The sequence below is a fragment of the Streptomyces sp. BYX5S genome, assembly GCF_054724165.1.
Genome location: NZ_CM138829.1, coordinates 2,524,507 through 2,550,070 on the forward strand (window position 1 = coordinate 2,524,507; position 25,564 = coordinate 2,550,070).

Consider the following 25,564-nt stretch of genomic DNA (forward strand, 5'->3'; position numbering starts at 1 on the left):
CACCACACCGGTGTCCCCCTCTTCATGGGGCCACCGCCCCATGAGGACCCAGAGGACTTCCAGCATGTACAAGCTGTTCTTCAACCTCGTCTTCAAGCGCATGGACCCCGAGAAGGCCCACTACCTGGCCTTCCGCTGGATCCGCCTGGCGGCCCGCACGCCCGTTCTGCGCACCTTCGTGGCCGCCTACCTCGCGCCGCGCCACAAGGAGCTGCGTACGGAGGCCCTGGGCCTGCGCATGCACGGCCCCTTCGGCCTCGCCGCCGGCTTCGACAAGAACGCCATCGCGATCGACGGCATGTCGATGCTCGGCTTCGACCACGTCGAGATCGGCACCGTCACGGGGGAGGCCCAGCCCGGCAACCCCAAGAAGCGCCTCTTCCGCCTCGTGCAGGACCGCGCGCTCGTCAACCGCATGGGCTTCAACAACGAGGGCTCCCTCGCCGTGGCGGCCCGCCTGGCCTCCCGCAACCCGGTCTTCAAGACCACGGTCGGCGTGAACATCGGCAAGACCAAGGTCGTGCCGGAGGCCGACGCCGCCGCCGACTACGTGAAGTCCACCGAGCGGCTCGCCGCGTTCGCCGACTACCTCGTCGTGAACGTCTCCTCGCCGAACACGCCGGGCCTGCGCAACCTCCAGGCCACCGAGGCGCTGCGCCCGCTCCTGAGCGCCGTGCGCGAGGCGGCCGACCGTACGGTGACGTCGCGCCGCGTCCCGCTCCTGGTGAAGATCGCGCCGGACCTCGCCGACGAGGACATCGACGCCGTCGCCGACCTCGCCGTCGAACTCGGCCTGGACGGCGTCATCGCGACGAACACGACGATCTCCCGCGAGGGACTGAAGACCACGGGCGACGTCGTGAACGAGACCGGCGGCCTGTCCGGCGCCCCGCTCAAGGAGCGCTCCCTGGAGGTCCTGAGGCGCCTCTACGCGCGCGTGGGCGACCGGATCACGCTCGTGGGCGTCGGCGGCATCGAGAACGCCGAGGACGCCTGGCAGCGCATCCTCGCCGGTGCCACGCTCGTCCAGGGCTACTCGGCCTTCATCTACGAGGGCCCCTGCTACGCCCGCGCCATCCACAAGGGCCTCGCCGCCCGCCTGCGCAACTCCCCGCACGCCACGCTCGCCGACGCGGTCGGCGCCGATGTGAAGAAGGTTTCCGCATGACCGTCATGGAGCCCTTCGGCGCCCGCCTGCGCCGCGTCATGGACGAACGCGGCCCGCTCTGCGTCGGCATCGACCCGCACGCCGCGCTGCTCTCCTCCTGGGGCCTGAACGACGACATCGCGGGCCTGGAGGCCTTCACGCGCGCGTGCGTCGAGGCCATGGCCGACACGGTCGCCGTGGTCAAGCCGCAGATGGCCTTCTTCGAGCGGTTCGGCTCGCGCGGCGTGGCGGTCCTGGAGCGGGCCGTCGCCGACCTGCGGGAGGCCGGGACCCTCGTCGTCATGGACGCCAAGCGCGGCGACATCGGCTCCACCATGGCCGCGTACGCGGAGACGTACCTGCGCAAGGACTCCCCGCTGTTCTCGGACGCCCTGACCGTCTCGCCGTACCTCGGCTACGGCTCCCTGAAGCCCGCCGTCGACCTCGCCCGCGAGTCCGGCGCCGGACTCTTCGTCCTGGCGCTCACCTCGAACCCCGAGGGCGGCGAGGTGCAGCACGCGGTGCGGGCCGACGGGCGCGACGTGGGCGCGACGATGCTCGGGCACCTCGCCGAGGAGAACGCGGGCGAGGTGCCGATGGGCTCCTTCGGCGCGGTGGTCGGCGCGACGCTCGGCGACCTGTCCTCGTACGAGCTCGACATCAACGGTCCGCTGCTCGCCCCCGGCATCGGGGCGCAGGGTGCCACGGCCGCCGATCTGCCGGCCGTGTTCGGCTCCGCCGTGCGCAACGTCGTACCGAATGTCAGCCGTGGCGTCCTGAGGGCGGGACCCTCCGTCGCGGCCCTGCGGGACGCCTCCGTGCGGTTCGCGGACGAGGTGCGCGAGGCCGTCGCGGGGGCCTGACGCGAGAGGTTTAGGGGTGGCACTCCGTGCCGACCTTGGGTTTTGCGTCCGAAACCTGTCCAGATTCTTGGTCTATTTGTCCAAAATGTACGGCTCGACAGAGGCTGACCAGGACTTTTCGTTCGTTCTCGCTGACTCCGAGGGCCATGGCCGCTAGTCTCCGTCGAGAGTCAACGGTCAACTGCACGCCAGCAGGTTGTTCGTTGCTCCCCAGGTGTGGGGCGACTAGGTTCCTCACCGGTCCGTATCCGACAGTTCGACATCCGAGGTGACGTAGGCGTGGCTCTTCCGCCCCTTACCCCTGAACAGCGCGCAGCCGCGCTCGAAAAGGCCGCCGCGGCTCGCCGGGAGCGGGCCGAGGTCAAGAATCGACTCAAGCACTCCGGCGCCTCTCTGCACGAGGTCATCAAGCAGGGCCAGGAGAACGACGTCATCGGCAAGATGAAGGTCTCCGCCCTCCTCGAGTCCCTCCCCGGCGTGGGCAAGGTCCGCGCCAAGCAGATCATGGAGCGTCTCGGGATCTCCGAATCCCGCCGGGTGCGCGGTCTCGGTTCCAACCAGATCGCCTCCCTGGAGCGCGAGTTCGGCAGCACCGGCGCCTGAGTGACCGAGATCGCCCCGGGGTAGCCCCCGGGGCTGGTCCGGCCACTCCGGAACAACTGGAATAATCGCTGCATGAGTGAACGTCCGCGGCTGACCGTGCTCTCCGGCCCCTCGGGGGTCGGCAAGAGCACGGTCGTCGCCCATATGCGCAAGGAACACCCCGAGGTCTGGCTCTCGGTGTCGGCGACGACCCGCAAGCCGCGCCCCGGCGAGCAGCACGGTGTCCAGTACTTCTTCGTCACCGACGAGGAGATGGACAAGCTGATCGCCAACGGTGAGCTCCTCGAGTGGGCAGAGTTCGCGGGGAACCGCTACGGCACCCCGCGCCGTGCCGTGCTCGACCGCCTGGAGGCGGGGGAGCCGGTGCTGCTCGAGATCGACCTCCAGGGTGCCCGTCTGGTCCGGGAGTCGATGCCCGAGGCGCAGCTGGTCTTCCTGGCCCCGCCGAGCTGGGACGAGCTGGTCCGCCGGCTCACCGGGCGCGGCACGGAGGCGCCGGAGGTCATCGAGCGACGTCTCGGGGCCGCCAAGGTGGAGCTCGCCGCCGAGTCGGAGTTCGACACCACGCTTGTCAATACCTCCGTCGAGGGTGTGGCCGCTGAGCTGCTAGCCTTGATGAAAGTTCTTTGACTCTTCGTAGTCATCAACCGATCGGAAGGCAGAGAGTGTCCTCTTCCATCACCGCGCCCGAGGGCATCATCAACCCGCCGATTGATGAGCTCCTCGAGGCCACCGACTCGAAGTACAGCCTGGTCATCTACGCCGCCAAGCGCGCGCGTCAGATCAACGCGTACTACTCGCAGCTCGGTGAGGGCCTGCTCGAGTACGTCGGCCCGCTGGTGGACACGCACGTCCACGAGAAGCCGCTCTCGATCGCCCTTCGTGAGATCAACGCGGGTCTGCTGACGTCCGAGGCCATCGAGGGCCCGGTTCAGTAACGCACGCAACGCTCGAAGTTTCGGTACTTCAGGCCCGGCAGCGCAGCTGTCGGGCCTGTGGTGTGTCATGGAGTCGTACGTTTTTCGAAGTCAGGGGTGAGCCGGTGTCGTCGAAGCCGAAGGTCGTACTGGGGGTCAGCGGTGGTATCGCCGCCTACAAGGCGTGTGAGCTGCTGCGTCGCCTCACCGAGTCCGGTCATGACGTCCGCGTCGTGCCGACCGACTCCGCGCTGCACTTCGTCGGCGCCGCGACCTGGTCCGCGCTCTCCGGCAACCCCGTCTCCACGGAGGTCTGGGACTCCGTCCACGAGGTGCCGCACGTCCGTATCGGACAGCACGCCGACCTCGTGATCGTCGCCCCGGCCACCGCCGACATGCTCGCCAAGGCGGCCCACGGCCTCGCCGACGACCTCCTCACGAACACGCTGCTCACCGCCCGCTGTCCGGTCGTCTTCGCCCCCGCGATGCACACCGAGATGTGGGAGCACCCCGCCACCCAGGAGAACGTCGCCACGCTGCGCCGCCGCGGCGCCCTCGTCATCGAGCCCGCCGTCGGCCGCCTGACCGGCGTCGACACCGGCAAGGGCCGCTTCCCCGACCCCGTGGAGATCTTCGAGTACGCGCGCCGGGTGCTCGCCCGCGGCGACGCCCCGCAGGACCTCGCCGGCCGCCACGTCGTCGTCTCGGCGGGCGGCACCCGCGAGCCCCTCGACCCGGTCCGCTTCCTCGGCAACCGCTCCTCCGGCAAGCAGGGCTACGCCCTCGCCCGCACGGCGGCGGCCCGCGGCGCCCGCGTCACGCTGCTGTCCGCGAACGCGGCGCTCCCCGACCCGGCGGGCGTCGACGTCGTCCACGTGGGCACCGCCGTGCAGCTGCGCGAGGCGGCGCTCGAGGCGGCCGCCGACGCCGACGCGGTGGTCATGGCGGCGGCCGTGGCCGACTTCCGGCCGGAGACGTACGCCACCGGCAAGATCAAGAAGAAGGACGGCGAGGAGCCCGCGCCGATCGCGCTCGTCCGCAACCCGGACATCCTCGCCGAGCTCTCGGTCGACCGCCCCCGCCCCGGCCAGGTCGTGGTCGGGTTCGCCGCCGAGACCGACGACGTGCTCGCCAACGGCCGCGCCAAGCTCACCCGCAAGGGCTGCGACCTGCTCGTCGTCAACGAGGTGGGGGAGCGCAAGACCTTCGGCGCCGAGGAGAACGAGGCCGTGATCCTGGGCGCCGACGGCGGCGAGACGCCCGTCCCGTACGGGCCGAAGGAAGCGCTCGCCGACCGCGTCTGGGACGAGGTGGCCCAGCGCCTCACGCCGTCCGCGGCGGGCTGAACACTCGGCGAACACGCGCCGAAGTACATCTGTGCACGAAGTTCACATTCGTCGCTTCGGGGGCATCGAACCCCCGGAAACACGCTAATTTCGGGCGAGCAGTAGTCTTCCGAAGACCGATCGTCGTATCGCAGAATGCGGTGTCGCAGGTCACAGCGCTCCCAGTGGGCGAGACACGTGGCCCGGCGGTCGAGCACGACCGATAAACTGTTCCCGGACGTGCCGGGCGCAGCCCCCCGTACCGTCCGTCAAATGATCAGCCAGCAGCCGCTGCAACCACAGGGAGCGTTGTGTCCCGTCGCCTGTTCACCTCGGAGTCCGTGACCGAGGGTCACCCCGACAAGATCGCTGACCAGATCAGCGACACCATTCTCGACGCGCTGCTGCGCGAGGACCCCACGTCCCGCGTCGCCGTCGAGACGCTGATCACCACCGGCCTCGTGCACGTGGCCGGCGAGGTGACCACGAAGGCGTACGCGCCGATCGCGCAGCTCGTGCGCGACAAGATCCTCGAGATCGGCTACGACTCGTCGAAGAAGGGCTTCGACGGCGCGTCCTGCGGCGTCTCGGTCTCCATCGGCTCGCAGTCGCCCGACATCGCGCAGGGCGTCGACACCGCGTACGAGAACCGCGTCGAGGGCGACGAGGACGAGCTCGACCGGCAGGGCGCGGGCGACCAGGGCCTGATGTTCGGCTACGCGTGCGACGAGACGCCGGAGCTCATGCCGCTCCCGATCCACCTCGCGCACCGCCTCTCGCGCCGCCTCTCCGAGGTCCGCAAGAACGGGACGATCCCCTACCTCCGTCCCGACGGCAAGACCCAGGTCACCATCGAGTACGACGGCGACAAGGCCGTCCGTCTCGACACGGTCGTCGTCTCGTCGCAGCACGCCTCGGACATCGACCTGGACTCGCTCCTCGCGCCCGACATCCGCGAGTTCGTGGTCGAGCCCGAGCTGAAGGCCCTCCTCGACGACGGCATCAAGCTGGAGACCGAGGGCTACCGCCTCCTGGTGAACCCGACGGGCCGCTTCGAGATCGGCGGCCCGATGGGCGACGCCGGGCTCACCGGCCGCAAGATCATCATCGACACGTACGGCGGCTACGCCCGCCACGGCGGCGGCGCCTTCTCGGGCAAGGACCCGTCCAAGGTCGACCGTTCCGCCGCGTACGCGATGCGCTGGGTCGCCAAGAACGTCGTGGCCGCGGGTCTCGCCGCCCGCTGCGAGGTCCAGGTCGCGTACGCCATCGGCAAGGCCGAGCCGGTCGGTCTCTTCGTGGAGACCTTCGGTACGGCGACGGTCGACACGGACAAGATCGAGGCGGCCATCTCCGAGGTCTTCGACCTCCGCCCCGCCGCGATCATCCGCGACCTCGACCTCCTCCGCCCGATCTACTCCCAGACGGCCGCCTACGGCCACTTCGGGCGCGCGCTGCCCGACTTCACGTGGGAGCGGACGGACCGGGTGGAGGCGCTGCGGAAGGCCGCGGGGCTCTAGTCCTGGCACGCTGAACGGCTCGCGGGGCCCGGCTCTCCTTGGGGAGGGCCGGGCCCTTCGGCGTTCCCTGGTTTCCCGCGGTTTCCACGGGTCCGGCCGGTGTCGGTCGCCTCTGGTAGGAATGCACGTGTGAGCAGCGAGAACGGTAGGAATCGCGAGGGTGGGGGTGGCGAGCCGGAGCAGCTTGCGTTCATTCGGGAGAGTGTGCGGGCTGCGAAGGTGCCGAAGGCGAAGCCGCGGACGTGGCGGGGGGCGCCGTTGGCGGAGGAGTTGCCGGTGGCGCGGGTGCTGGTGGACAAGGGGGTGCTGCATCTCGACCGGTACTTCGAGTACGCGGTGCCCAAGGAGTTGGATGCCGCCGCGCAGCCGGGGGTGCGGGTGCGGGTGCGGTTCGGGGCGGGGAACCGCCATGTGCGGGACGGGCGGCGGGAAGGGGGTGGCTTGATCGACGGGTTCCTGATCGAGCGGGTGGCCGAGGCGGAGTACCAGGGGCCGCTTGCCGCGTTGGCGCAGGTCGTGTCGCCGGAGCCGGTGCTCGACGCGGAGTTGCTCGGGCTCACCAGGGCTGTCGCCGATCGGTATGCGGGGAGCCTGGCCGACGTGTTGCAGCTCGCCATTCCGCCGCGGCACGCGAAGGCCGAGGCCAGGGAGTTTCCGGCGCCGCCCGCGCCGCCGTCCGTTCCCGAGCCCGGGTCGTGGGCGCGGTATGAGCGGGGGGCCGACTTCGTCGGGTCGCTGGCCGCGGGCGGGGCGCCGAGGGCCGTGTGGACCGCGCTGCCGGGGCCCGAGTGGGCCGGGGAGATCGCTCGGGCCGTGCGGGCGACGTTGGCGTCAGGGCGGGGTGCGTTGGTCGTCGTGCCCACCGTGCGCTTGGCGGCGAGGGTTGATGCCGCGCTGCGCGAGGAGTTGGGGGAGGGGCAGCATGCGCTGCTCACCGCCGAGGCCGGGCAGCAGCGGCGGTACAGCGAGTGGCTCGCCGTGCGGCGGGGGGCCGTGCGGGCTGTCGTCGGGACCCGGGCCGCCATGTTCGCGCCCGTGCGGGATCTCGGGCTCGTGGTGGTGTGGGAGGACGGGGACCAGCACCACAGCGACGACCATGCGCCGTTTCCGCATGTGCGGGAGGTGCTGGAGCTGCGGGCCACGCGGGACAAGTGCGCTTTCCTGTTGGGCAGTTGGAGTTGCACCGTCGAGGCCGCTCAGCTCGTACGCAGTGGGTGGGCCGCTGCCGTCGGGGCGCCCCGGGACGTCGTACGGCGGGTTGCTCCGCTCGTACGGACCGTGGGCGATCGGGAGGTGGCGCGGGACGAGGCGGCGCGGGCCGCGCGGTTGCCGAGTCTGGCGTGGGAGGTGGTGCGGGCGGCGTTGCGTGAGGGGCCGGTGCTGGTGCAGGTGCCTCGGCGGGGGTACGTGCCGCGGCTCGCGTGTCAGCGGTGCCGGGAGCCGGCGCGGTGTCGGCAGTGCGCCGGGCCGTTGGAGGCGCGGGAGGCGACCGGGGGGCTCGCGTGCGGGTGGTGCGGGCGTGAGGAGGAGCGCTGGCAGTGCGCCGAGTGCGGGGGGACCCGGTTGCGGGCGCAGGTGGTCGGGGCGCGGCGTACCGCCGAGGAGCTCGGGCGGGCGTTCGCCGCGGTGCCGGTGCGGACGTCCGGGCGGGAGCAGGTGCTGGACACGGTGTCCGGGGAGCCCGCGCTGGTCGTGAGTACGCCCGGGGCGGAGCCGGTGGCCGAAGGGGGGTACGCGGCGGCGTTGCTGCTCGACGGGTGGGCGATGTTGGGGCGGGCCGATCTGCGGGCCGGGGAGGAGGCGTTGCGGCGGTGGGTCGCGGCGTCCTCGCTGGTGCGGGGGCAGGAGGCGGGGGGAGTGGTGGTCGTGGTGGCCGAGCCGTCGTTGCGGCCCGTGCAGGCGTTGGTGCGGTGGGATCCCGTGGGGCATGCAGTGCGGGAGCTGGCGGATCGGGCGGAGCTCGGGTTTCCGCCGGTGTCGCGGATGGCGTCGGTCACCGGGGTGGCGGAGGCCGTCGCCGGGTTCATGGCGGCCGTCGAGTTGCCGGGGGACGCGGAGGTGTTGGGGCCGGTGCCGGTTCCCGTGCCGGTGGCTGGGCCGGGGTCGGGGTCGGGATCGGGGCCGTCGGCGAGGCGGGGGCGGCCGGGGGCCGGGGAGGAGTGGGAGCGGGTGTTGGTGCGGGTGCCGCCGGGGAGTGGGGCGGTGTTGGCGCGTGCCTTGAAGAGGGCGCAGGCGGCGAGGATGGCGAAGGGGGTGGGGGAGGTGGTGCGTGTGCGGGTGGATCCGGTTGACATCGGGTGAGGTGGGGTGAGGTGGGGTGGGGTGGTGTGGGCGTCGCCGTGGGTGCTGGCTGCGGCGGGGTGGCGCGGCGGCCGGCCGGTACCGGGGTGGGGGCCTGTCGAAGGCGCTGCCCGCGCCGGAGTGCCGCCTTGCCCACCCTGCCGCCCCTGGCGGCAGATTGCCCAAGGCGGGGGTGGGGCGGGGTTGGCGGTGGCGGAGAGCCCAAGGCGGGCGCGGGGCGGGGGTGGCGGTGGCGGAGAGCCCAAGGCGGGCGCGGGGCGGGGGTGGCGGTGGCGGAGAGCCCAAGGCGGGGCGAGGTGGGTGGAGGTCGGTGGGGGTGGCTGGCCTTCGTGGCGCAGTGGATGGGGTGGGGTTCGGGGCTGGATACGGCGCTGCCTCCCCGTACAGGTACGGGGAGGCAGCGGCGCGTGGGGTGGGTCAGCCGTGGCGGGGGCCCGGGAAGATGCCGGGGCGGGGTTCGTCGCGGAGGCCGGTGCTGCCGGCGGTCGGCTGGGTGGGCATCGCGCGGGCGGCGGGGACCTGCGGGGACAGCGGGCCCGCTCCCAGCGGCACCGTGGGACGCGCGGCGGGCGTGGGCGCCGGGGTCTCGGTGCCGCGCTCGGCCTCGGCCGCCGCCTGGGTGGCCGCCCTGCGCGCCCCGTACCTGCGGTGGACCGCCTGCTTGGTGACGCCGAGCGCGGAGCCCACCGCGTCCCACGAGAAGCCCAGCGAACGGTCGAAGTCCACGGCCGCGGTGACCAACGTCTCGACGCTGTCGCGCAGTTCCTGGGCGAGACGGACGGTGGGGGCGGGCGCCCTGCCGTAGACGACGAAGCCCGCGGAGGGGCCCGAACGACGCGGTCGGTAGACATTGCCCAGCTGTGCGGTGAGGGTGCGCAGCGCGTCCACCTGGCGGCGGACCCGCTCGATGTCCCGCACAAGGAGATGCAGGCTGGCCCTTGCCTGGGCGTCGTGGGTTGCGTGGTCGGCCATGAACAAGCCTCTCGAACCGGCGATGTAAAAGGATCGGGCCACGTTCGCGTCGCGCGACATCGATCGGTGGCCCTTTGACTGGTCAACTCTTCCTTGACCAACGCGTCATACGGTGAGGGGTCACGCTGTTCGGGCGTATCCGCATATGCGGGGGGCGCACAGTGCGGCGTGCGCCCCGTACGCGCCCGTCGCGCGGCGCCCATAGACTGGTGCGCTGCCCGTGACCCTGCCCCGAGAGGCCGTAAGCCACCGATGAAGCTCGTCTTCGCAGGCACCCCCGAGGTCGCCGTTCCCGCCCTGGACGCCCTGATCGCCTCCGACCGGCACGAGGTGGCCGCCGTCGTCACCCGGCCCGACGCCCCGGCGGGGCGCGGCCGTCGTCTGGTCGCGAGCCCGGTCGCCGAGCGGGCCGAGGAGGCCGGGATCGAGGTGCTCAAGCCCGTCAAGCCGCGTGACGAGGAGTTCCTGGCGCGGCTTCGGGAGATCGGGCCCGACTGCTGTCCGGTCGTGGCCTACGGTGCGCTGCTGCCGAAGATCGCGCTCGACGTGCCCGCGCGCGGCTGGGTCAATCTGCACTTCTCGCTGCTGCCCGCGTGGCGGGGCGCGGCGCCCGTGCAGCACGCGGTCATGGCGGGCGACGAGATCACGGGCGCGTCGACGTTCCTGATCGAGGAGGGGCTCGACTCCGGGCCCGTGTACGGGACCGTGACCGAGGCCGTGCGGGCCACCGACACCAGCGGTGACCTGCTGACCCGGCTCGCGTTCGCGGGCGCCGGGCTGCTCGCCGCGACGATGGACGGCATCGAGGACGGTTCGGTGCAGGCGGTGCCGCAGCCCGTCGACGGGATCTCGCTCGCTCCGAAGATCACCGTCGAGGACGCCCGGATCGACTGGAACGCGCCCGCCCTGCGCGTCGACCGCGTGGTGCGCGGCTGCACGCCCGCGCCGGGGGCGTGGACGGAGTTCCGCGGGGAGCGCCTCAAGGTGCGTACGGCCGTCCTCGCGCCGGACCGGACGGACCTGGCGCCGGGGGAGATCAGCGCGGGCAAGAAGAACCTCTACGTGGGCACCGGTTCGCACGCCGTCGAACTGCTGTGGGTGCAGGCGCAGGGCAAGAAGCCGATGGCCGCGGCGGACTGGGCGCGGGGTACGCGGATCGCCGAGGGGGAGCGGCTCGGCTGAGCCCCGGGCGGGCCGAAGGGCCGGGGCCCGCGGGGGTCCGGCGGGCGGGCGCGACGTACGCTGGGAGGGTTCATCCCGGCGTACGACCCGTGCGTAGCGCCCGTACGATCCCAGCAGCGGAGCACCTTTGAGCGACCAGCCCGGCCGGCCCCCTCGTAAGCCCGGCAAGCCCCACCGCCGTCCGAAGAAGGACCCCGTGCGCATGCTCGCCTTCGAGGTGCTGCGCGCGGTCGACGAGCGGGACGCGTACGCGAACCTCGTGCTGCCGCCGCTGCTGCGCAAGGCCCGCGCGAAGGGGGACTTCGACGGGCGGGACGCCGCGCTCGCGACCGAGCTCGTGTACGGGACGCTGCGCAGGCAGGGGACGTACGACGCGATCGTGGCGGCCTGTATCGACCGGCCGCTCAGGGAAGTCGACCCGCCGGTCCTCGATGTGCTCAACCTCGGTGTGCATCAGCTGCTCGGGACGCGGATTCCGACGCACGCCGCCGTGTCCGCGTCGGTGGAGCTGGCGCGTGTCGTGCTCGGCGACGGGCGGGCCAAGTTCGTCAACGCCGTGCTGCGGAAGGTCTCGCAGAACGATCTCGACGCGTGGGTGGAGCGGGTCGCGCCGCCGTACGACGAGGATCCCGAGGACCACCTGTCGGTTGTCCATTCGCATCCGCGATGGGTCGTCTCCGCGTTGTGGGACTCGCTGGGCGGGGGACGCGCCGGGATCGAGGATCTGCTGGAGGCCGACAACGAGCGGCCCGAGGTGACGCTCGTGGCGCGGCCCGGACGGACCACGGCCGAGGCGGTTCTTGCCGAGGTCGGCGAGGAGTCCGGGCTTCCCGGGCGCTGGTCGCCGTACGCCGTGCGGCTCGCCGAGGGCGGTGAGCCGGGGTCGTTCGACGTCGTGCGGTCCGGCCGGGCCGGGGTGCAGGACGAGGGCAGCCAGCTGGTCGCCCTTGCGCTCGCGAACGCTCCGGTCGAGGGGCGGGACGAGCGGTGGCTCGACGGGTGCGCGGGGCCCGGTGGCAAGGCGGCGATGCTGGCGGGGCTCGCCAGTGAGCGGGGCGCGATGCTCCTCGCGTCGGAGAAGCAGCCGCATCGGGCGGGGCTCGTCGGGAAGGCGCTGGCGGGGAACCCGGGGCCGTATCAGGTCATCGCCGCGGACGGTACGCGGCCGCCGTGGCGGCCGGGGTCGTTCGACCGGGTGCTGATGGACGTTCCGTGTACGGGACTCGGGGCGTTGCGGCGGCGGCCGGAGGCGCGGTGGCGGCGGCGGCCGGAGGACCTGGAGGGGTTCGGGCCGCTCCAGCGGGGGTTGCTGCGGCAGGCGCTCGAGGCGGTGCGGGTGGGGGGTGTCGTGGGGTACGCGACGTGTTCGCCGCATCTCGCGGAGACGCGGGCGGTCGTGGACGACGTGCTGAAGCAGTTCGGTGCGGCGGAGTTGGTTGACGCGCGGCCGTTGATGGACGGGGTGCCGGGGCTGGGGGAGGGGCCGGATGTGCAGTTGTGGCCGCATTTGCACGGTACCGATGCGATGTATCTGGCGTTGATTCGGCGTACCGCGTAGGTCGGGGTGCGGTGGGGCGGGGTTGCGGTCGCGGGGCTCTGCCCCGGGCCCCGCTGCTCAATCGCCGCAGGGGCTTGAATGGGGCTGCTGCGTCGAGGGCCGCAGGGGCTTGAATGGGGCTGCTGCCTCGAGTGCCCCGCAGGGGCAAGGGGTTGGGGCCTTGAGCGGCGGGTGGGGCTCAGAAGGGACTACTTGGTCGGGGGGATCGGCCACCAGACCTTTTCGTCGGCGTCCAGGAACAGGGATGTGACCAGGACCGAGCGGACGATGAAGGTGTCGAGGAGGACGCCGACCGCCACCGCGAAGCCGATTTCGGCGAAGGCGACCATGGGGAGCGTGCCGAGCGCGGCGAACGTGCCGGCCAGGACCAGGCCCGCCGAGGTGATCACCGCGCCGGTCGCGGCCAGGCCCGTGAGGACGCCCTGACGGGTGCCCTGGCGGGCGGCCTCCTCACGGATGCGGGTCGTGAGGAAGATGTTGTAGTCGATGCCGAGCGCCACCAGGAACACGAAGACGAAGAGCGGGAAGTCCGTCGACTCGCCCGCGTAGTCGAACAGGTGGCGGAAGGCCAGCGCGCTGATGCCGAGGGCCGCGGCGAACGACAGGACGACCGTGGCGATCAGCAGCAGCGGCGCCACCAGGGCCCGTAGGAGCAGGCCCAGGATCAGCAGGACGACCACCAGGACCAGCGGGATCACCAGTTTGTTGTCGTGCGCTGTGGCGCGGTCCATGTCCAGAAGGGCCGCCGTGCCGCCGCCGACCTTCGCCTCCGCGCCCTCCACGTCGTGCACCGCGGCCCGCACCCGGTCCACCGTGTCCTTGGCGGCCTGGCTGTCGGAAGGGTCGGTCGTCGTCGCCTCGAAGAGGATCCGGCCTTCTGCCTGGGGTTTCGTGTTGGGCGGTACGCCGATGCTCTGCCGCACCACTCCGTCGGTCGTGGCGACCGCCCGGACCACCCGCGCCCGCTGCTCCTCGTTCGCGACGACGACGAGCGGGTCGCCGGTCCCGGCGGGGAAGTACTCCGCCGAAACCTCCTGGCCCACGATCGAGTCGGGTTTGTCGGTGAACGAGTCGGCGTTGCTGATGCCCTCCGCCTTCAGCTGGATGAGGCCGAGGGAGAGCAGCGCGAGCGCCACCGCCGTCGCGATCCAGATGAGGCGCGGACGGACGGCGATCCGGCGGCCGATGCGCGCCCACAGCCCGCGTTCGGTGGGCTCCGGGGAGCCGAGGTGCGGGATCACCGGCCAGAACAGCCAGCGGCCGAAGATGACCAAAAGCGCGGGGAACAGCGTCAGCATCGCGAGCAGGGCCACCGCCACGCCGATCGCGGCGACCGGGCCGAGGCCCCGCGTCGAGTTCATCTCGGCGGTCAGCAGGACCAGCATGCTGAGGACGACGGTGGCGCCGGACGCGAGCACGGCCGGGCCCGCCCGGTGCAGGGCCAGCGCCATCGCCTCGTGCCGGTCCTCGTGGCGGCGCAGCTCCTCCCGGTAGCGGGCGACCAGGAGCAGGGCGTAGTCCGTTCCCGCGCCGAACACGAGCACCGTGAGGATGCCCGCGCTCTGGCCGTTCACGGTGAGGCCCGCGTGCTGCGCGAGGAGGTAGATCAGCGCCTGCGCCGTGAACAGTGCCGCCACCACGCTCAGGACCGGCACGAGCAGTAGCGACGGACTGCGGTACGTGAACAGCAGGATCACGATCACGATGCCGAGCGCCGAGAACAGCAGGGTCGAGTCAATGCCCTCGAACGCCTCCGAGAAGTCCGCCGAGGTGCCGCCCGGCCCGGTGATGTGGACCTGAAGGCCGTCCGTCGTCGTGCCGGTCCGGTCGCGGATGGATTCCACGGCGGGGCTGATCCGCTCCCAGCCCTTCTCGTCCATCGTGATCGGGACGTAGACCTGCGCCGCCGACGCGTCAGGCCGCTCGTCGAGGACCGGGCCGCGGGTCTCGGTGCCGCGTACCCCGTGCGCGCTCAGCTGCTTGATCTGGGCGATGTCCTTGGCGATCCGGGCCCGGTCCCCGACGGTGAGCCCGCCCTCGCGCGCGTAGATCACCACGGCCGGGATGGTCTCCGGCCTGAAGTCCTTGGAGATGTCGAGGACTTGGGTGGACTCGGCGGAGCCCGGCAGCCAGGACTGCGCGTCGTTGTCCTGCGCGTCGGTGAGCTTCTGGGCGAGCGGCGCCGTGCCGACGATGACCACCAGCCACAGCAGCAGCACCAGCCACTTGCTGCGCCGCCCGCACACCAGCCACGCGACGCCCCGGCGCCCGGACACCGTCCTCGTGGTGCTCTGCTCGTCCGCCATGGCGTCCCCCGCTGCGTCGTGCGCGGTACTCCCCGGGGGCCGACCGCCGGCCCCGCTGCGAGCCGCCAAATATGGCACGGGTGGGCACGGCTCGGTATCGGTCTCGCGTCTTGGTCTGGACCGAGGCGGAGGGGGAGCGCCGGGCATGGCACGCTTGGGGCATGGCCGTGCAGATCAACCCCAGCATCCTGTCCGCGGACTTCGCCCGCCTTGCCGACGAGGCACAGGCCGTCGAAGGCGCCGACTGGCTCCATGTCGACGTCATGGACAACCACTTCGTACCGAATCTGACCCTGGGGGTTCCGGTCGTAGAGTCGTTGGCGCGTGCGACGGACACCCCGTTGGACTGCCATCTGATGATCGAGGACCCCGATCGCTGGGCTCCTCAGTACGTCGAAGCGGGTGCCGGGTCCGTCACCTTCCACGCGGAGGCCGCCGCCGCGCCCGTCCGCCTCGCGCGCGAGATCCGCGCCAAGGGCGCCCGCGCCTCGATGGCCCTCAAGCCGGCGACGCCGATCGAGCCGTACGAGGATCTGCTGCCCGAGCTGGACATGCTGCTGATCATGACGGTTGAGCCGGGCTTCGGCGGGCAGGCCTTCCTGGACATCATGTTGCCGAAGATCCGCCGCACCCGTGAGCTGATCGGGAAGCACGGTCTGGAGCTGTGGCTCCAGGTCGACGGCGGGGTCTCCGCCGCGACGATCGAGCGGTGCGCGGAGGCGGGAGCCGACGTCTTCGTCGCCGGTTCGGCGGTGTACGGGGCGAAGGACCCGGCGGACGCGGTACGTGCATTGCGCACGCAGGCGGAGGGCGCCACGGCGGCCGCGGGCTGGGCGTGCGACCACTGAGCCACAGGCACGTGAACGGCGTTCATCGGGGCTGATCAACCGCGTCGGATCTGCAAGGATGAACGGCGTATCGAGGTTGTGAACCGCTGTGAGCGGCAGCAGTCGCGTCGTGAGCGTAGACCGAGTGACCGTAGACCGATTGAAGTCGTGGCCTGAGCAACATGTCGTGACTGAAGAGAAGTGAGGAGAACGCCGTGTCCGCATCATCGGCGGGACGGGCGGCCCTGCGGATGGGACCCGCGGAGCTGGTGCAGGCGGCGGCCATGGCCCGTCGCTTCTACCTCGAGGGCAAGTCAAAGATCCAGATCGCCGAGGAGTTCGGCGTGAGCCGCTTCAAGGTGGCGCGGGTCCTCGAGACCGCCCTCGAGCGGGATCTCGTACGGATCGAGATCCGGGTCCCTGCCGAGCTGGACGCGGAGCGGTCGGACGCGCTGCGTGCCCGCTACGGGCTGCGGCACGCGGTCGTCGTCGAGTCGCCCGCCGAGATCGACGAGTCGTCCGACCCCGAGAACCTGGGGGAGGTCGCGGCGGATCTGCTCGGCGAGCTGGTCACCGAGGGCGACGTGCTCGGTCTCGCGTGGGGGCGCTCCACGATCCACATGGCCGCGGCCCTCGACCGGCTGCCGCCGTGCACCGTGGTGCAGCTGACCGGTGTGTACGACGCGGGGACCGCGGAGCGCGGCTCGGTGGAGGCCGTGCGGCGGGCCGCGCAGGTCTCGGGCGGCGACGCGCACCCGATCTACGCGCCCATGCTGCTGCCGGACGCGGCCACGGCGGCGGCGCTGCGCAACCAGACGGGGATCGCGCGGGCCTTCGAGTACTTCGACAAGGTCACCGTGGCGTGTGTGTCGATCGGCTCGTGGGAGCCGGGGATCTCCACCGTGCACGACATGCTGAGCGACGAGGAGCGGGCGCATTACGCGTCGCTGGGTGTCGCCGCGGAGATGTCCGCGCATCTGTTCGATGCGCAGGGGCGTCGGGTCGGGCGGGATCTCGGGGAGCGGTGCATCACCGTTGAGGCGGATCGGTTGCGGCGGATACCGGAGGTGGTGGCGATCGCCGGTGGGCAGCGGAAGGCGGGGGCCATTGACGCGGTGTTGCGGTCGGGGCTCGTGACCAGTCTGGTGACGGATACGGCGGCGGCCGATTTCCTGCTTGCGGCGGGGGCGGCGCCGAAGCCGGCGTTGCAGCGGGCGGATCCTGACGGGGTGTGAGGGCGGGAGCGGGGTTGCGGTTGCGGGGCTCTGCCCCGGGCCCCGCTCCTCAATCGCCGGAGGGGCTTGAAATGGGCCGGCTCCGCGTCCCCGGAGGGGCTTGAAGTGGGCCCGCTCTACGTCCCCGGAGAGACTTGGAATGGGTCTGCTTCACGTCCCCGGAGGGGCTTGATACGCCGCAGTGCTTTGGAGGTGAGGGTGTGGTGAGTGGGGTGCCTGGGTCTTCCGAGCTGTGGGTCGTGCGTCAGCTGGAGCTCGGTGGGGTGGTCGACAAGGGCGGGTTCATGGAGCGGTGTGCCTCCGCGCTGGAGCTGCCCGCGTGGTTCGGGGGGAACTGGGACGCGCTCGCCGATGCGCTGAGCGATCCCGGGCAGCTGCCGGAGGCGGACCCGGGCGGGGCGGTCGTGGTCGTCGTGTCCGGGTGGGCGGAGTTCAAGGAGCGGCAGCCGGAGCAGTGGGACATCGCCTGTGAGGTGTTCGCACAAGCTTCCGCCGCACAGGTGCTGCTCGCGCTCGGAGGATCATCCAAGGAACATCGCTGACCTTGGGATGTTCGGCCCGGAGACGTGACTTCGGGCGGCATGGGAAAATGAAGTACGTGCTTTGTGCCCCCGGGAGCAGACTTCCAGGGGCCCCCTTCTACCGACTGGGATGTCCGCACGTGCGTTTCCTCAATGACATCAAGCCCGCGTACGACCTGACGTACGACGACGTCTTCATGGTGCCGAGCCGGAGCGCCGTCGGCTCCCGGCAGGCCGTCGACCTGTCCTCGCCGGACGGTACGGGCACCACGATCCCGCTGGTCGTCGCCAACATGACCGCGATCGCCGGGCGTCGCATGGCCGAGACGGTGGCCCGCCGGGGCGGCCTGGTCGTCATTCCGCAGGACATCCCGATCGAGGTCGTCACCGAGGTCATCTCCTGGGTCAAGACCCGCCACCTGGTGCTCGACACCCCGATCGTCCTCGCTCCGACGCAGACCGTCGCCGACGCGCTGTCGCTGCTGCCCAAGCGCGCGCACAACGCCGGTGTCGTCGTGGACGACGAGCAGCGGCCCGTCGGTGTCGTCACCGACCAGGACCTGTCCGGCGTCGACCGCTTCACGCAGCTGTCCGAGGTCATGGCCAAGGACCTGCTGCTGCTCGACGCGGACATCGACCCGCGCGACGCCTTCAACAAGCTGGACGGCGCCAACCGCCGCTACGCCCCGGCCGTGGACAAGGACGGGAAGCTGGCGGGCATCCTGACCCGTACCGGTGCGCTGCGCGCGACTCTCTACACCCCGGCCACCGACGCCGACGGCAAGCTGCGCATCGCCGCCGCCGTCGGCATCAACGGCGATGTGGCGGGCAAGGCCAAGCAGCTGCTCGACGCGGGCGTCGACACGCTCGTCGTGGACACCGCGCACGGCCACCAGGAGTCGATGATCTCCGCGATCAAGGCCGTGCGGGCCCTCGACCCGCAGGTCCCGATCGTCGCGGGCAACATCGTCGCCGCCGAGGGCGTCAAGGACCTCATCGAGGCCGGCGCCGACATCATCAAGGTCGGTGTCGGACCCGGCGCCATGTGCACCACGCGCATGATGACCGGCGTCGGCCGCCCGCAGTTCTCCGCCGTCCTGGAGTGCGCCGCCGAGGCCAAGAAGTACGGCAAGCACGTGTGGGCCGACGGTGGCGTGCGGCACCCGCGCGACGTCGCCATGGCGCTCGCCGCCGGTGCGTCCAACGTCATGATCGGCTCGTGGTTCGCCGGTACGTACGAGTCGCCGGGCGACCTCCAGCACGACGCCCAGGGCCGTGCCTACAAGGAGTCCTTCGGCATGGCGTCCGCGCGTGCCGTGAAGAACCGCACGAGCGAGGAGTCCGCCTACGACCGCGCCCGCAAGGCGCTGTTCGAGGAGGGCATCTCGACCTCGCGGATGTTCCTCGACCCGCAGCGCCCCGGCGTCGAGGACCTGATCGACTCCGTCATCGCCGGTGTCCGCTCCTCCTGCACCTACGCGGGTGCCAACTCGCTCGCCGAGTTCGAGGAGCGCGCCACCGTCGGCATCCAGTCCGCGGCCGGCTACGCCGAGGGCAAGCCGCTGCACGCCAGCTGGAACCAGTAGCCGGACCGCGGAAGGCCGTCCGGCCTTCCGCCCCCCCCGGGCGATTTCAGTCGGGTACGGCGTGGGCCATGGCCGCGGGCGCGGTCCACGCCGCCTCGACGCACTTGCCGCCCTGCGCGGGCCGCACCGCGATGCGCTCCGCGAGCCGCTCCACCACGTGCCAGCCGAAGCCGCCCCCGCCGCCCAGGTCGGGGGCGCGCGCCTGCGGGGCCCGCGGGTCGTCGTCCTCCACCGACACCGCGAGCCCGGCCGGATCGGCGCGCAGCCGCAGCCTGGCCAGGGCGCCGGCGTGCCGGGCCGCGTTGCCGACCAGCTCCGACACGACGAGCAGCACCGCGTCCTTGTCGGCCCACGGGCAGTGCTCCGCCAGGAAGCCGGCGGCGGCGTGCCGTGCCTGGGCCCCTGTCAGCGGACCGTCCACCACGATCTCCATGGGGTATCGACTACCCCGCCGTCGGATCTTCACCGCCACCGGAACCCTCCGGGACGAGAACCGTGTCGAGGCCGGTGATCCGGAAGATCCGCTCGACGACCGGGGAGAGGCGGCGCACCGTGAGCCGCGCGTCCCGGGCGAGCAGGGTGGTCCGGGCCCGCAGCAGCCCGTTGATGCCGCCCGAGTCGAAGAAGGCCACGCCCGACAGGTCGAGGGTCACGGTGGTGTCCGCCGGGACGTCGAGCTCGCCCACGCACTCCAGGAGCAGCGGCGCCGTCTCGTAGTCGAGGTCGCCGGTGAGGGTGACCAGCGGGCCGTCCGGGCCCGCCGACGTGGCCAGCGAGAGCACCGCGCGCGGGGCCTCGGACGTGGACGGGTCCTCGGGTATCGCTCCGGGGTCCGCGGCCGTCAACGGCTTCTCCTCACGGTCAGGGCGAGCGTGTCGTCCGGGTGCAGGATCACGGTGTGCATCTCCTTCGCGAGGGCGCCGGGGATTTCTTCGGTCGGGCGGTGTCGGTGCCGGACGGCCGCCGACGTGAGCCGACGCTCGCCCTCGTAGGGGTCGCGGCGGCTCTCGGTGAGGCCGTCCGTGTAGAGCACGAGCAGATCACCGGGTGCCATCTTCTCGTGCCACAGTCCTTCACTGCCCGCGAGCGGGTAACCGATGCCCCGTCCGCGTACTTCGAGGAAACGGGCGCTGCCGTCCTCGCTCACCAACAGGGGCGGCGGATGGCTGCCGTTGGCGAGGGTGAGGCGGCCGGAGACCGGGTCGATGCGGGCGAGCTGGACGGTGGCCATCAGCTCCCGGTCGTAGGGGAGGAGGATCTCGTCGGTGCGTGCGATCACCGTCTCCAGCGGGTGGCCCTCCAGGGTGAGGGTGCGCACGGCGTGGGTCACGTTGAGGGCGCTGCGGGTACTGGTGAGGCCGTGGCCGAGGGCGTCGACGACGGTGATGTGCACGGTGCCGTCGGGCAGCTGGAACCAGTCGTACAGGTCGCCGCCGGTGGGGGCGTCCGTGCCCGCGGGCGCGTAGTGGATGGCGAGGTCGAGGCCGTCCACCTTCATGGGGCCGGGGCGCAGCGCGTCCTCCAGCTCGCGCAGCATCTGCCCGTGGGCGCGCCGCAGTTGCTCGTCGCGCTCCTCCAACTGCACGTACAGGGCGAGGACCCCGCTGTTGGTCTCGTCCAGTTCGTGGGTGAGGCTGCGGCGGTCGGCCTCCAGGGACTCGGCTCGGGCGAGCGCGGCCTGCAGCTCCTCCTCCAGGAGTTCGACGGGGGAGTGCGCGCCGGGTCCGCCCTGGTGCGGCACCTCGGGCAGCGGCACCCGCCACACCGTCGTGTCCGCGTCCCGCTGGGCGCGCAGCGGAAGTCCTTCGACGGGCGTCGGCCACGGGGCGAACGGACACCGCAGCCGCACCGTCAGCTCCCGGCGGGCGCGGACGGGGCCGGGCTCGGCCTCCAGGGTGACGAGACGCCCGGCCCGCAGCTCCGGTTCGGCGACCCGGGCGACCGACAGGGTCAGCCGGGTGCGCAGTTCGGCGGGCAGCCGGAACCCGGCCGCCAACACCCGTACGGCCGTACGGAGTTCGGGCAGGGAGCGATAGGACGTGCCAGGGGACGCCGCCGCCTCCTGGTCGGTCATGTGTTCCTCCTTGGTGCCGCGGAGACCAGGACGGTCGCGTCGTCGCGGGCGCTTCGGTGGCCGTGCCCCAGGGCGGGGGCGAGCAGCCGGGGCGGCAGCCCCAGCAGGAACGGGGTCGCGGTGTCCGCCCACCGGGCCTGGATGCCGTCCGTGTGGACGACCACCGAGCACCCCTCCGGCAGCGGTATCGAGCGGGCCTGCGGGCGCGGCATGTTCCAGCCGACCACGCCGGGCCGGCCCACCTCCCGGGAGTGCACCCCGTCGTGCGAGGTGAGCAGGAGGCGGACGTTGCCGATGCCGCAGTGCTCGACCGTGCCGGGCCGCAGCCGGACCAGGCCCACCGCGGCGCCCCGGCCGCCGCGCAGCGCCCGGTCCATCGACGAGAGCAGTTCGGGCAGCGGGCGTTCGGCCGCCTCGTGGAACACGGCCACGGCGGCGGCGCTCATCTCGGCGGCCTCCGCGCCGTGACCGAGGCCGTCGACGACGAGCACGGTGCGTCCGCCCGGCGCGTCGACGACGGCCGCGCTGTCCCCGCACCGCTCCTCGCCCCGCAGCGGAAGGCAGAGCAGGCCCACGTCGGACCGGACGGGACCCGAGCCGGGCGCGCGGAACCGGGCGCAGATCAGCGTGCCGACACCGGGCAGCGTGCGCAGCGTCAGGGCGTCCGCCAGGCGCCGCGCCGCCCCCATGCCGGAGCCCAGCGAGCCGGTGGTGCTGAACCCGTCGACCATCGCCCGGTCGGGCTGTGCCATCCCCGGGCCCCGGTCGACCGCGACCACGTCGATGCCGTGCCCCGTGGGGTGGCGCTGTACGTAGATCGCCCCGCCGACCGCGTGCCGCAGCAGGTTCCCGGCGAGTTCGCTGGTCAGCACGGCGGCGCGCTCGGCCGCCGTGCCGTCCAGGCCGCCGGCCGCCGCCGTCTCGCGGGCCAGCGCGGCGGCGTGGTGCACCGCGCTGGCGTGGTCGACGACGACGTGCGCGGTGACCGCGGGGTCGGTGGCGTGTTTCATCGGTTCGTCCAGCGCACGGCGGTCACCGTGGTGCCGCGTCCGGCGGCGGTGTCGACGTGGAAGTCGTCCATCAGGCGGCGGGCGCCGCCCAGGCCGTGGCCCAGTCCGTTGCCCGTGGTCCAGCCGTCCGTCAGGGCCGCGCCGAGGTCCGGGATGCCGGGGCCTTCGTCCTGTATCACCAGTCGGATACCGCTGGCTCCTCTCTTCGTCAGCAGTTCCACGACGAGGGTGCCGCCCTCGCCGTGGACGAACGCGTTGCGCGCGAGTTCGCTGGCCGCGGTGACCACGCGGGTCTGGTCCACGAGCCCGAAGCCGCACTCGACGGTGGCGGCGCGCACGGCGTGCCGGACCGTCAGCAGGTCGTCGTCCGACCGTACGTCGTAGGCGCGGCGGATGGTCACCTCGGCGTTGACGAGGTGCGGCGGGCTCGGGGCGCGCTCATCCGACATGGTCATGGCCCGGGGCCTCCATGGTGCGCCGCCAGCCGAGCGCCGTCAGGCCCTGCTCGGCGTTGAGCGCGGTCTCCACTCCGGTCAGCTGGATGCCCAGCTCGACCAGGGTGATCGCCACGGCCGGCCGCATCCCGGCGACGATCACCCGGGCCCCCAACAGCCGTGCCATGTTGGTCAGTTCCATGAGCGTGCGGGCGACGAACGAGTCGATCAGTTCGAGCCGGGAGATGTCGATGAGGACACCCCGGGCGTGGTCCGACGTGATCCGCTCGGTCAGCTCGTCCGTGAAGGCCAGCGCGGACCGGTCGTCCAGCTCGGCCAGCAGCCCCGTCACCAGGACATCGCCGAACCGCAGAATGGGAACGCCCATCGGGCGAGGGGAGTTCACCGCGGTGCCGACCCTGCGACGGCGAAACCGACGGCGGGCTGGTCCGTGAGCTTGACCGAGGCGGCGAGCGCGTCGGCCAGCGTGGCGCGGGTCAGGATGGTGGACAGGTCGATCCCCAACTGGGCGATGGTCTGGGCGATGGGCGGACGGATGCCGCTGATGACACAGTCGGCGCCCATCAGCCGGACCGCGTTGACGGTGTGCATGAGGTGCTGGGCGACCGCCGTGTCGACGGTCAGCACCCCGGTGATGTCGATGATGGCGACCTTGGCCTCGTCGTCCTGGATCGCCTGGAGCAGCGACTCCATGACGATCTGGGTGCGGGCCGTGTCCAGGGTGCCGATGAGCGGCACGGCCAGGACGTGCTTCCACAGCCGTACGACGGGCGTGGAGAGTTCCATCAGCTGACGGCTCTGGCGCTGGATGATCTCCTCGCGCCCCTCGACGTACGTCTCGAAGGAGAGCGCGCCCGCCGCGTCGAGCATCCGGTTGATGAAGTTGGCCGCGGCGAACAGCTCGCCCATGTCGCGGGTGGTGTGCTGGACGGCCGCCAGCAGCGCCTCCTTGAGGGAGAGCACCGCCAGCGAGGTGTCGGTGGGCGTGGCGCCCGCGCGCACCCGGCGCAGCGACAGCTCGGTGACCGTGGTGCGCAGGTTGTGGTGCGACGTCACCAGGCGCGCCACCGGGGTGTCGCTGGCCAGTGCCTCGGTGAGCGCGTCGACGAGCAGCAGCGCCTCCTCGCGCAGCTCGCTCTCGCTCATGTCGGTGCCGAGGGCGGCCTGGTCCAGCTGGAGCGTGGTCCAGCTGGCAGCGATCTGCTGCTCCTGGTTCCGCAACGTCTCCAGCAGCAGATTTCGAATGTCGGTCTCGCTGGTACTCACAAGCCCCTCTCACGCCGATTCGCATGTGTGTGCGTCCCGCACATCATGCACACCTTCAAGTGCCCCCGCCGTATTCCAGGTTGACGACTGATCGTCCCCCATGGATCAACGACAGAGGCAGCCTTTGCGGTTACCCCTGTTCGGCCGCCTCATGCACGCGCGGAGGGTGTGAGCTGTGACACGTCCGACGCAACAGACGAAACGGACGCCGCAATGAACACCTGAGGACCGCGGATACGCGCAATGATCGTCCGGCCCCACGCAAGGTTGCTGCATTACAGCTGGGAAGCCGCGTCCTTTAGAGTCATCCGCTGTACGTTGCGTGGCGGGGGTTCTGCCTGCTCGGCGGGCCCCGGCTTCGGGTGTGCTCCGCCGCGCCTCCTCGCCGCGGCCCATCCGACCGGCAGCGATCAAGGAGCCAGCCCGTGCTCGACCACGGCGCACCCCCGCGCACCCCGCAAGCCGCACCCCCGTCCCCCGGCCTCGGCGCCCGCCTCATGCGGCGCAAGCCGGTGGAACAGCTGGTCGTGGAGGGCGGCCAGGGTGAGGGCGGCTCGCTGCGGCGCTCCCTCGGCATGTGGCAGCTGACGATGATCAGCATCGGTGCCACCCTCGGCACGGGCATCTTCGTCGTGCTCGGCGAGGCCGTCCCGAAGGCCGGTCCCGCCGTCACGCTGTCCTTCGTGATCGCCGGTCTCACCGCGCTCTTCTCGGCCCTCTCCTACGCCGAGCTGGCCGGCACCATCCCGGTCGCAGGATCCTCGTACTCGTACGCATACGCAACGATGGGCGAACTTCTCGCCTGGGTCTGCGGCTGGTGCCTGGTCCTGGAGTACGGGGTCTCGGTGGCCGCCGTCGCCGTCGGCTGGGGCGAATACCTGAACGAGCTGCTCGACGGCACGATAGGCGTCACCATCCCGGACGCCCTGTCCGCGCCGCCCGGCGACGGCGGGATCTTCAACCTGCCCGCGCTGATCGTCGTCCTGCTCGCCATGGTGTTCCTGCTCGGCGGCGCCAAGGAGTCCGCGCGCGCCAACACGGTCATGGTCGCCGTGAAGATCGCGGCCCTGCTGCTGTTCTGCGTCATCGGCTTCATGGGCTTCAAGTCCGGCAACTACGAGGACTTCATGCCGCTCGGCATGGCGGGCGTGAGCGCCGCAGGCGCCACCCTCTTCTTCTCGTACATCGGCTTCGACGCCGCCTCCACCGCCGGCGAGGAGGCGAAGAACCCGCAGCGTGACCTGCCGCGCGCCATCATGCTGTCGCTGATCATCGTCACCGCGCTGTACGTCCTCGTGGCCGCCGTCGCCGTCGGCGCCCGCCCCTGGACCGGCTTCACCGACTCCGAGGCGACGCTCGCCGCGATCATGAAGGACGTCACGGGACAGCCGTTCTGGGGCACGGTGCTCGCCGCCGGAGCCGTCATCGCCATCGCGTCCGTCGTGCTGACCGTGCTCTACGGGCAGACCCGCGTGCTGTTCGCGATGTCCCGCGACGGGCTCGTGCCCAAGGTGTTCGCGAAGGTCCACCCGAAGACCGGGGCGCCGCGCGCCAACACGGTCATCGTGTCCCTGTTCTGCGGCGTCCTCGCGGCGGCCATCCCGCTCGGCCAGCTCGCCGACGCCACCAGCATCGGCACGCTCTTCGCCTTCGCCCTGGTCAACATCGCCGTGATCGTGCTGCGCCGCACCCGCCCCGACATGAAGCGCAGCTTCCGGGTGCCGCTGGCGCCGGTCCTGCCGCTCGTCGGTTTCGGATTCTGCGTGTGGATGATGGGCAGCCTGTCCGCTATCACCTGGATCGTCTTCGGTGTCTGGATGGCCGTCGGTCTCGTGTTCTACTTCAGCTACGGGATGCGCCGCTCCCGTCTCGCAGCCCCAGCCGCCCAGAAGTGAA

Annotated in this window: 24 protein-coding genes; 15 read left to right on the forward strand and 9 right to left on the reverse strand. The window is 71.8% G+C overall.

The features are described from left to right. Window positions 1-64 precede the first annotated feature (64 nt). The 8 genes from ACYBSK_RS11520 (at window position 65) to ACYBSK_RS11555 (ending at window position 8,676) form a co-directional block, all read left to right on the forward strand. Entirely contained in the window at window positions 65-1,168 is a 1,104-nt protein-coding gene (locus ACYBSK_RS11520) for a quinone-dependent dihydroorotate dehydrogenase (RefSeq protein WP_457476806.1), read from the forward strand. After that, window positions 1,165-2,010 (forward strand): orotidine-5'-phosphate decarboxylase, encoded by an 846-nt coding sequence (gene pyrF, locus ACYBSK_RS11525; protein ID WP_457476807.1) that lies wholly within the window; start codon window positions 1,165-1,167, stop codon window positions 2,008-2,010. The genes ACYBSK_RS11520 and pyrF overlap by 4 nt, the downstream gene beginning before the upstream one ends. A 279-nt stretch (window positions 2,011-2,289) precedes the next feature. Next, window positions 2,290-2,613 (forward strand): integration host factor, encoded by a 324-nt coding sequence (locus ACYBSK_RS11530; RefSeq protein ID WP_026246651.1) that lies wholly within the window; start codon window positions 2,290-2,292, stop codon window positions 2,611-2,613. Between the two features lie 72 nt (window positions 2,614-2,685). Then, a complete protein-coding gene (gmk, locus tag ACYBSK_RS11535; protein WP_351335567.1) occupies window positions 2,686-3,243 on the forward strand; it encodes a guanylate kinase in 558 nt (185 codons plus the stop codon). Window positions 3,244-3,278: 35 nt separating this feature from the next. Next, a complete protein-coding gene (gene rpoZ / locus ACYBSK_RS11540; protein ID WP_030810584.1) occupies window positions 3,279-3,551 on the forward strand; it encodes a DNA-directed RNA polymerase subunit omega in 273 nt (90 codons plus the stop codon). Window positions 3,552-3,655: 104 nt separating this feature from the next. Continuing rightward, complete coding sequence (gene coaBC, locus ACYBSK_RS11545) at window positions 3,656-4,876, forward strand: bifunctional phosphopantothenoylcysteine decarboxylase/phosphopantothenate--cysteine ligase CoaBC (RefSeq protein WP_460245977.1); 1,221 nt, start codon at window positions 3,656-3,658, stop codon at window positions 4,874-4,876. A 290-nt stretch (window positions 4,877-5,166) separates the two neighbouring features. After that, window positions 5,167-6,375, forward strand: a complete 1,209-nt coding sequence (gene metK, locus ACYBSK_RS11550; protein ID WP_460245978.1) for a methionine adenosyltransferase — start codon at window positions 5,167-5,169, stop codon at window positions 6,373-6,375. A gap of 129 nt (window positions 6,376-6,504) precedes the next feature. Then, window positions 6,505-8,676, forward strand: coding sequence for a primosomal protein N' (locus ACYBSK_RS11555; protein ID WP_460245979.1), 2,172 nt, complete (start codon window positions 6,505-6,507; stop codon window positions 8,674-8,676). Window positions 8,677-9,093: 417 nt separating this feature from the next. On the opposite strand, the gene ACYBSK_RS11560 is transcribed toward ACYBSK_RS11555, so the two are convergent. Then, complete coding sequence (locus ACYBSK_RS11560; protein WP_457476815.1) at window positions 9,094-9,648, reverse strand: hypothetical protein; 555 nt, start codon at window positions 9,646-9,648, stop codon at window positions 9,094-9,096. Window positions 9,649-9,900: 252 nt separating this feature from the next. On the opposite strand from ACYBSK_RS11560, the gene fmt reads away from it, so the two are divergent. Next, a complete protein-coding gene (gene fmt / locus ACYBSK_RS11565) occupies window positions 9,901-10,830 on the forward strand; it encodes a methionyl-tRNA formyltransferase (protein ID WP_457476816.1) in 930 nt (309 codons plus the stop codon). A gap of 127 nt (window positions 10,831-10,957) precedes the next feature. Next, a complete protein-coding gene (locus tag ACYBSK_RS11570; protein ID WP_460245980.1) occupies window positions 10,958-12,388 on the forward strand; it encodes an RsmB/NOP family class I SAM-dependent RNA methyltransferase in 1,431 nt (476 codons plus the stop codon). Window positions 12,389-12,576: 188 nt separating this feature from the next. On the opposite strand, the gene ACYBSK_RS11575 is transcribed toward ACYBSK_RS11570, so the two are convergent. Continuing rightward, a complete protein-coding gene (locus ACYBSK_RS11575; RefSeq protein WP_460245981.1) occupies window positions 12,577-14,694 on the reverse strand; it encodes an MMPL family transporter in 2,118 nt (705 codons plus the stop codon). A gap of 161 nt (window positions 14,695-14,855) precedes the next feature. Between ACYBSK_RS11575 and rpe the strand changes: the two genes are divergently transcribed. From rpe to ACYBSK_RS11595, 4 genes are all read left to right on the forward strand, one after another. Next, entirely contained in the window at window positions 14,856-15,542 is a 687-nt protein-coding gene (gene rpe / locus ACYBSK_RS11580) for a ribulose-phosphate 3-epimerase (RefSeq protein ID WP_457476819.1), read from the forward strand. Window positions 15,543-15,712: 170 nt separating this feature from the next. Then, entirely contained in the window at window positions 15,713-16,756 is a 1,044-nt protein-coding gene (locus ACYBSK_RS11585) for a sugar-binding transcriptional regulator (RefSeq protein ID WP_457481715.1), read from the forward strand. 212 nt (window positions 16,757-16,968) lie between these two features. Beyond that, window positions 16,969-17,298 (forward strand): barstar family protein, encoded by a 330-nt coding sequence (locus tag ACYBSK_RS11590; protein ID WP_460245982.1) that lies wholly within the window; start codon window positions 16,969-16,971, stop codon window positions 17,296-17,298. 119 nt (window positions 17,299-17,417) lie between these two features. After that, window positions 17,418-18,863, forward strand: coding sequence for a GuaB1 family IMP dehydrogenase-related protein (locus ACYBSK_RS11595; protein ID WP_457476821.1), 1,446 nt, complete (start codon window positions 17,418-17,420; stop codon window positions 18,861-18,863). A gap of 46 nt (window positions 18,864-18,909) precedes the next feature. On the opposite strand, the gene ACYBSK_RS11600 is transcribed toward ACYBSK_RS11595, so the two are convergent. Genes ACYBSK_RS11600 through ACYBSK_RS11630 form a run of 7 tightly spaced genes read right to left on the reverse strand, consistent with a single transcriptional unit; the run spans window position 18,910 to window position 23,668 of the window. After that, on the reverse strand, window positions 18,910-19,296 hold the full coding sequence (locus ACYBSK_RS11600) for an ATP-binding protein (RefSeq protein WP_457476822.1): 387 nt from the start codon (window positions 19,294-19,296) through the stop codon (window positions 18,910-18,912). A 10-nt stretch (window positions 19,297-19,306) separates the two neighbouring features. After that, window positions 19,307-19,708 (reverse strand): STAS domain-containing protein, encoded by a 402-nt coding sequence (locus ACYBSK_RS11605; RefSeq protein WP_457476823.1) that lies wholly within the window; start codon window positions 19,706-19,708, stop codon window positions 19,307-19,309. Next, window positions 19,705-20,937, reverse strand: coding sequence for a PP2C family protein-serine/threonine phosphatase (locus ACYBSK_RS11610; protein WP_460245983.1), 1,233 nt, complete (start codon window positions 20,935-20,937; stop codon window positions 19,705-19,707). The genes ACYBSK_RS11605 and ACYBSK_RS11610 overlap by 4 nt, the downstream gene beginning before the upstream one ends. Further along, window positions 20,934-21,947 carry a SpoIIE family protein phosphatase gene (locus tag ACYBSK_RS11615; RefSeq protein WP_460245984.1) on the reverse strand — a complete coding sequence of 338 codons (1,014 nt, stop codon included), beginning with the start codon at window positions 21,945-21,947 and terminating at the stop codon, window positions 20,934-20,936. The genes ACYBSK_RS11610 and ACYBSK_RS11615 overlap by 4 nt, the downstream gene beginning before the upstream one ends. Continuing rightward, window positions 21,944-22,402, reverse strand: coding sequence for an ATP-binding protein (locus tag ACYBSK_RS11620; RefSeq protein WP_457476826.1), 459 nt, complete (start codon window positions 22,400-22,402; stop codon window positions 21,944-21,946). Before ACYBSK_RS11620 ends, ACYBSK_RS11615 begins: the two co-directional genes overlap by 4 nt. After that, entirely contained in the window at window positions 22,386-22,769 is a 384-nt protein-coding gene (locus tag ACYBSK_RS11625) for an STAS domain-containing protein (protein ID WP_457476827.1), read from the reverse strand. Before ACYBSK_RS11625 ends, ACYBSK_RS11620 begins: the two co-directional genes overlap by 17 nt. Before the next feature lie 14 nt (window positions 22,770-22,783). Next, entirely contained in the window at window positions 22,784-23,668 is an 885-nt protein-coding gene (locus ACYBSK_RS11630) for an STAS domain-containing protein (RefSeq protein ID WP_457476828.1), read from the reverse strand. A 425-nt stretch (window positions 23,669-24,093) separates the two neighbouring features. Here ACYBSK_RS11630 and ACYBSK_RS11635 point away from each other — a divergent pair, with 425 nt between their 5' ends. Further along, window positions 24,094-25,563, forward strand: a complete 1,470-nt coding sequence (locus ACYBSK_RS11635) for an amino acid permease (protein WP_460245985.1) — start codon at window positions 24,094-24,096, stop codon at window positions 25,561-25,563. The last annotated feature ends 1 nt before the right edge of the window (window position 25,564 follow it).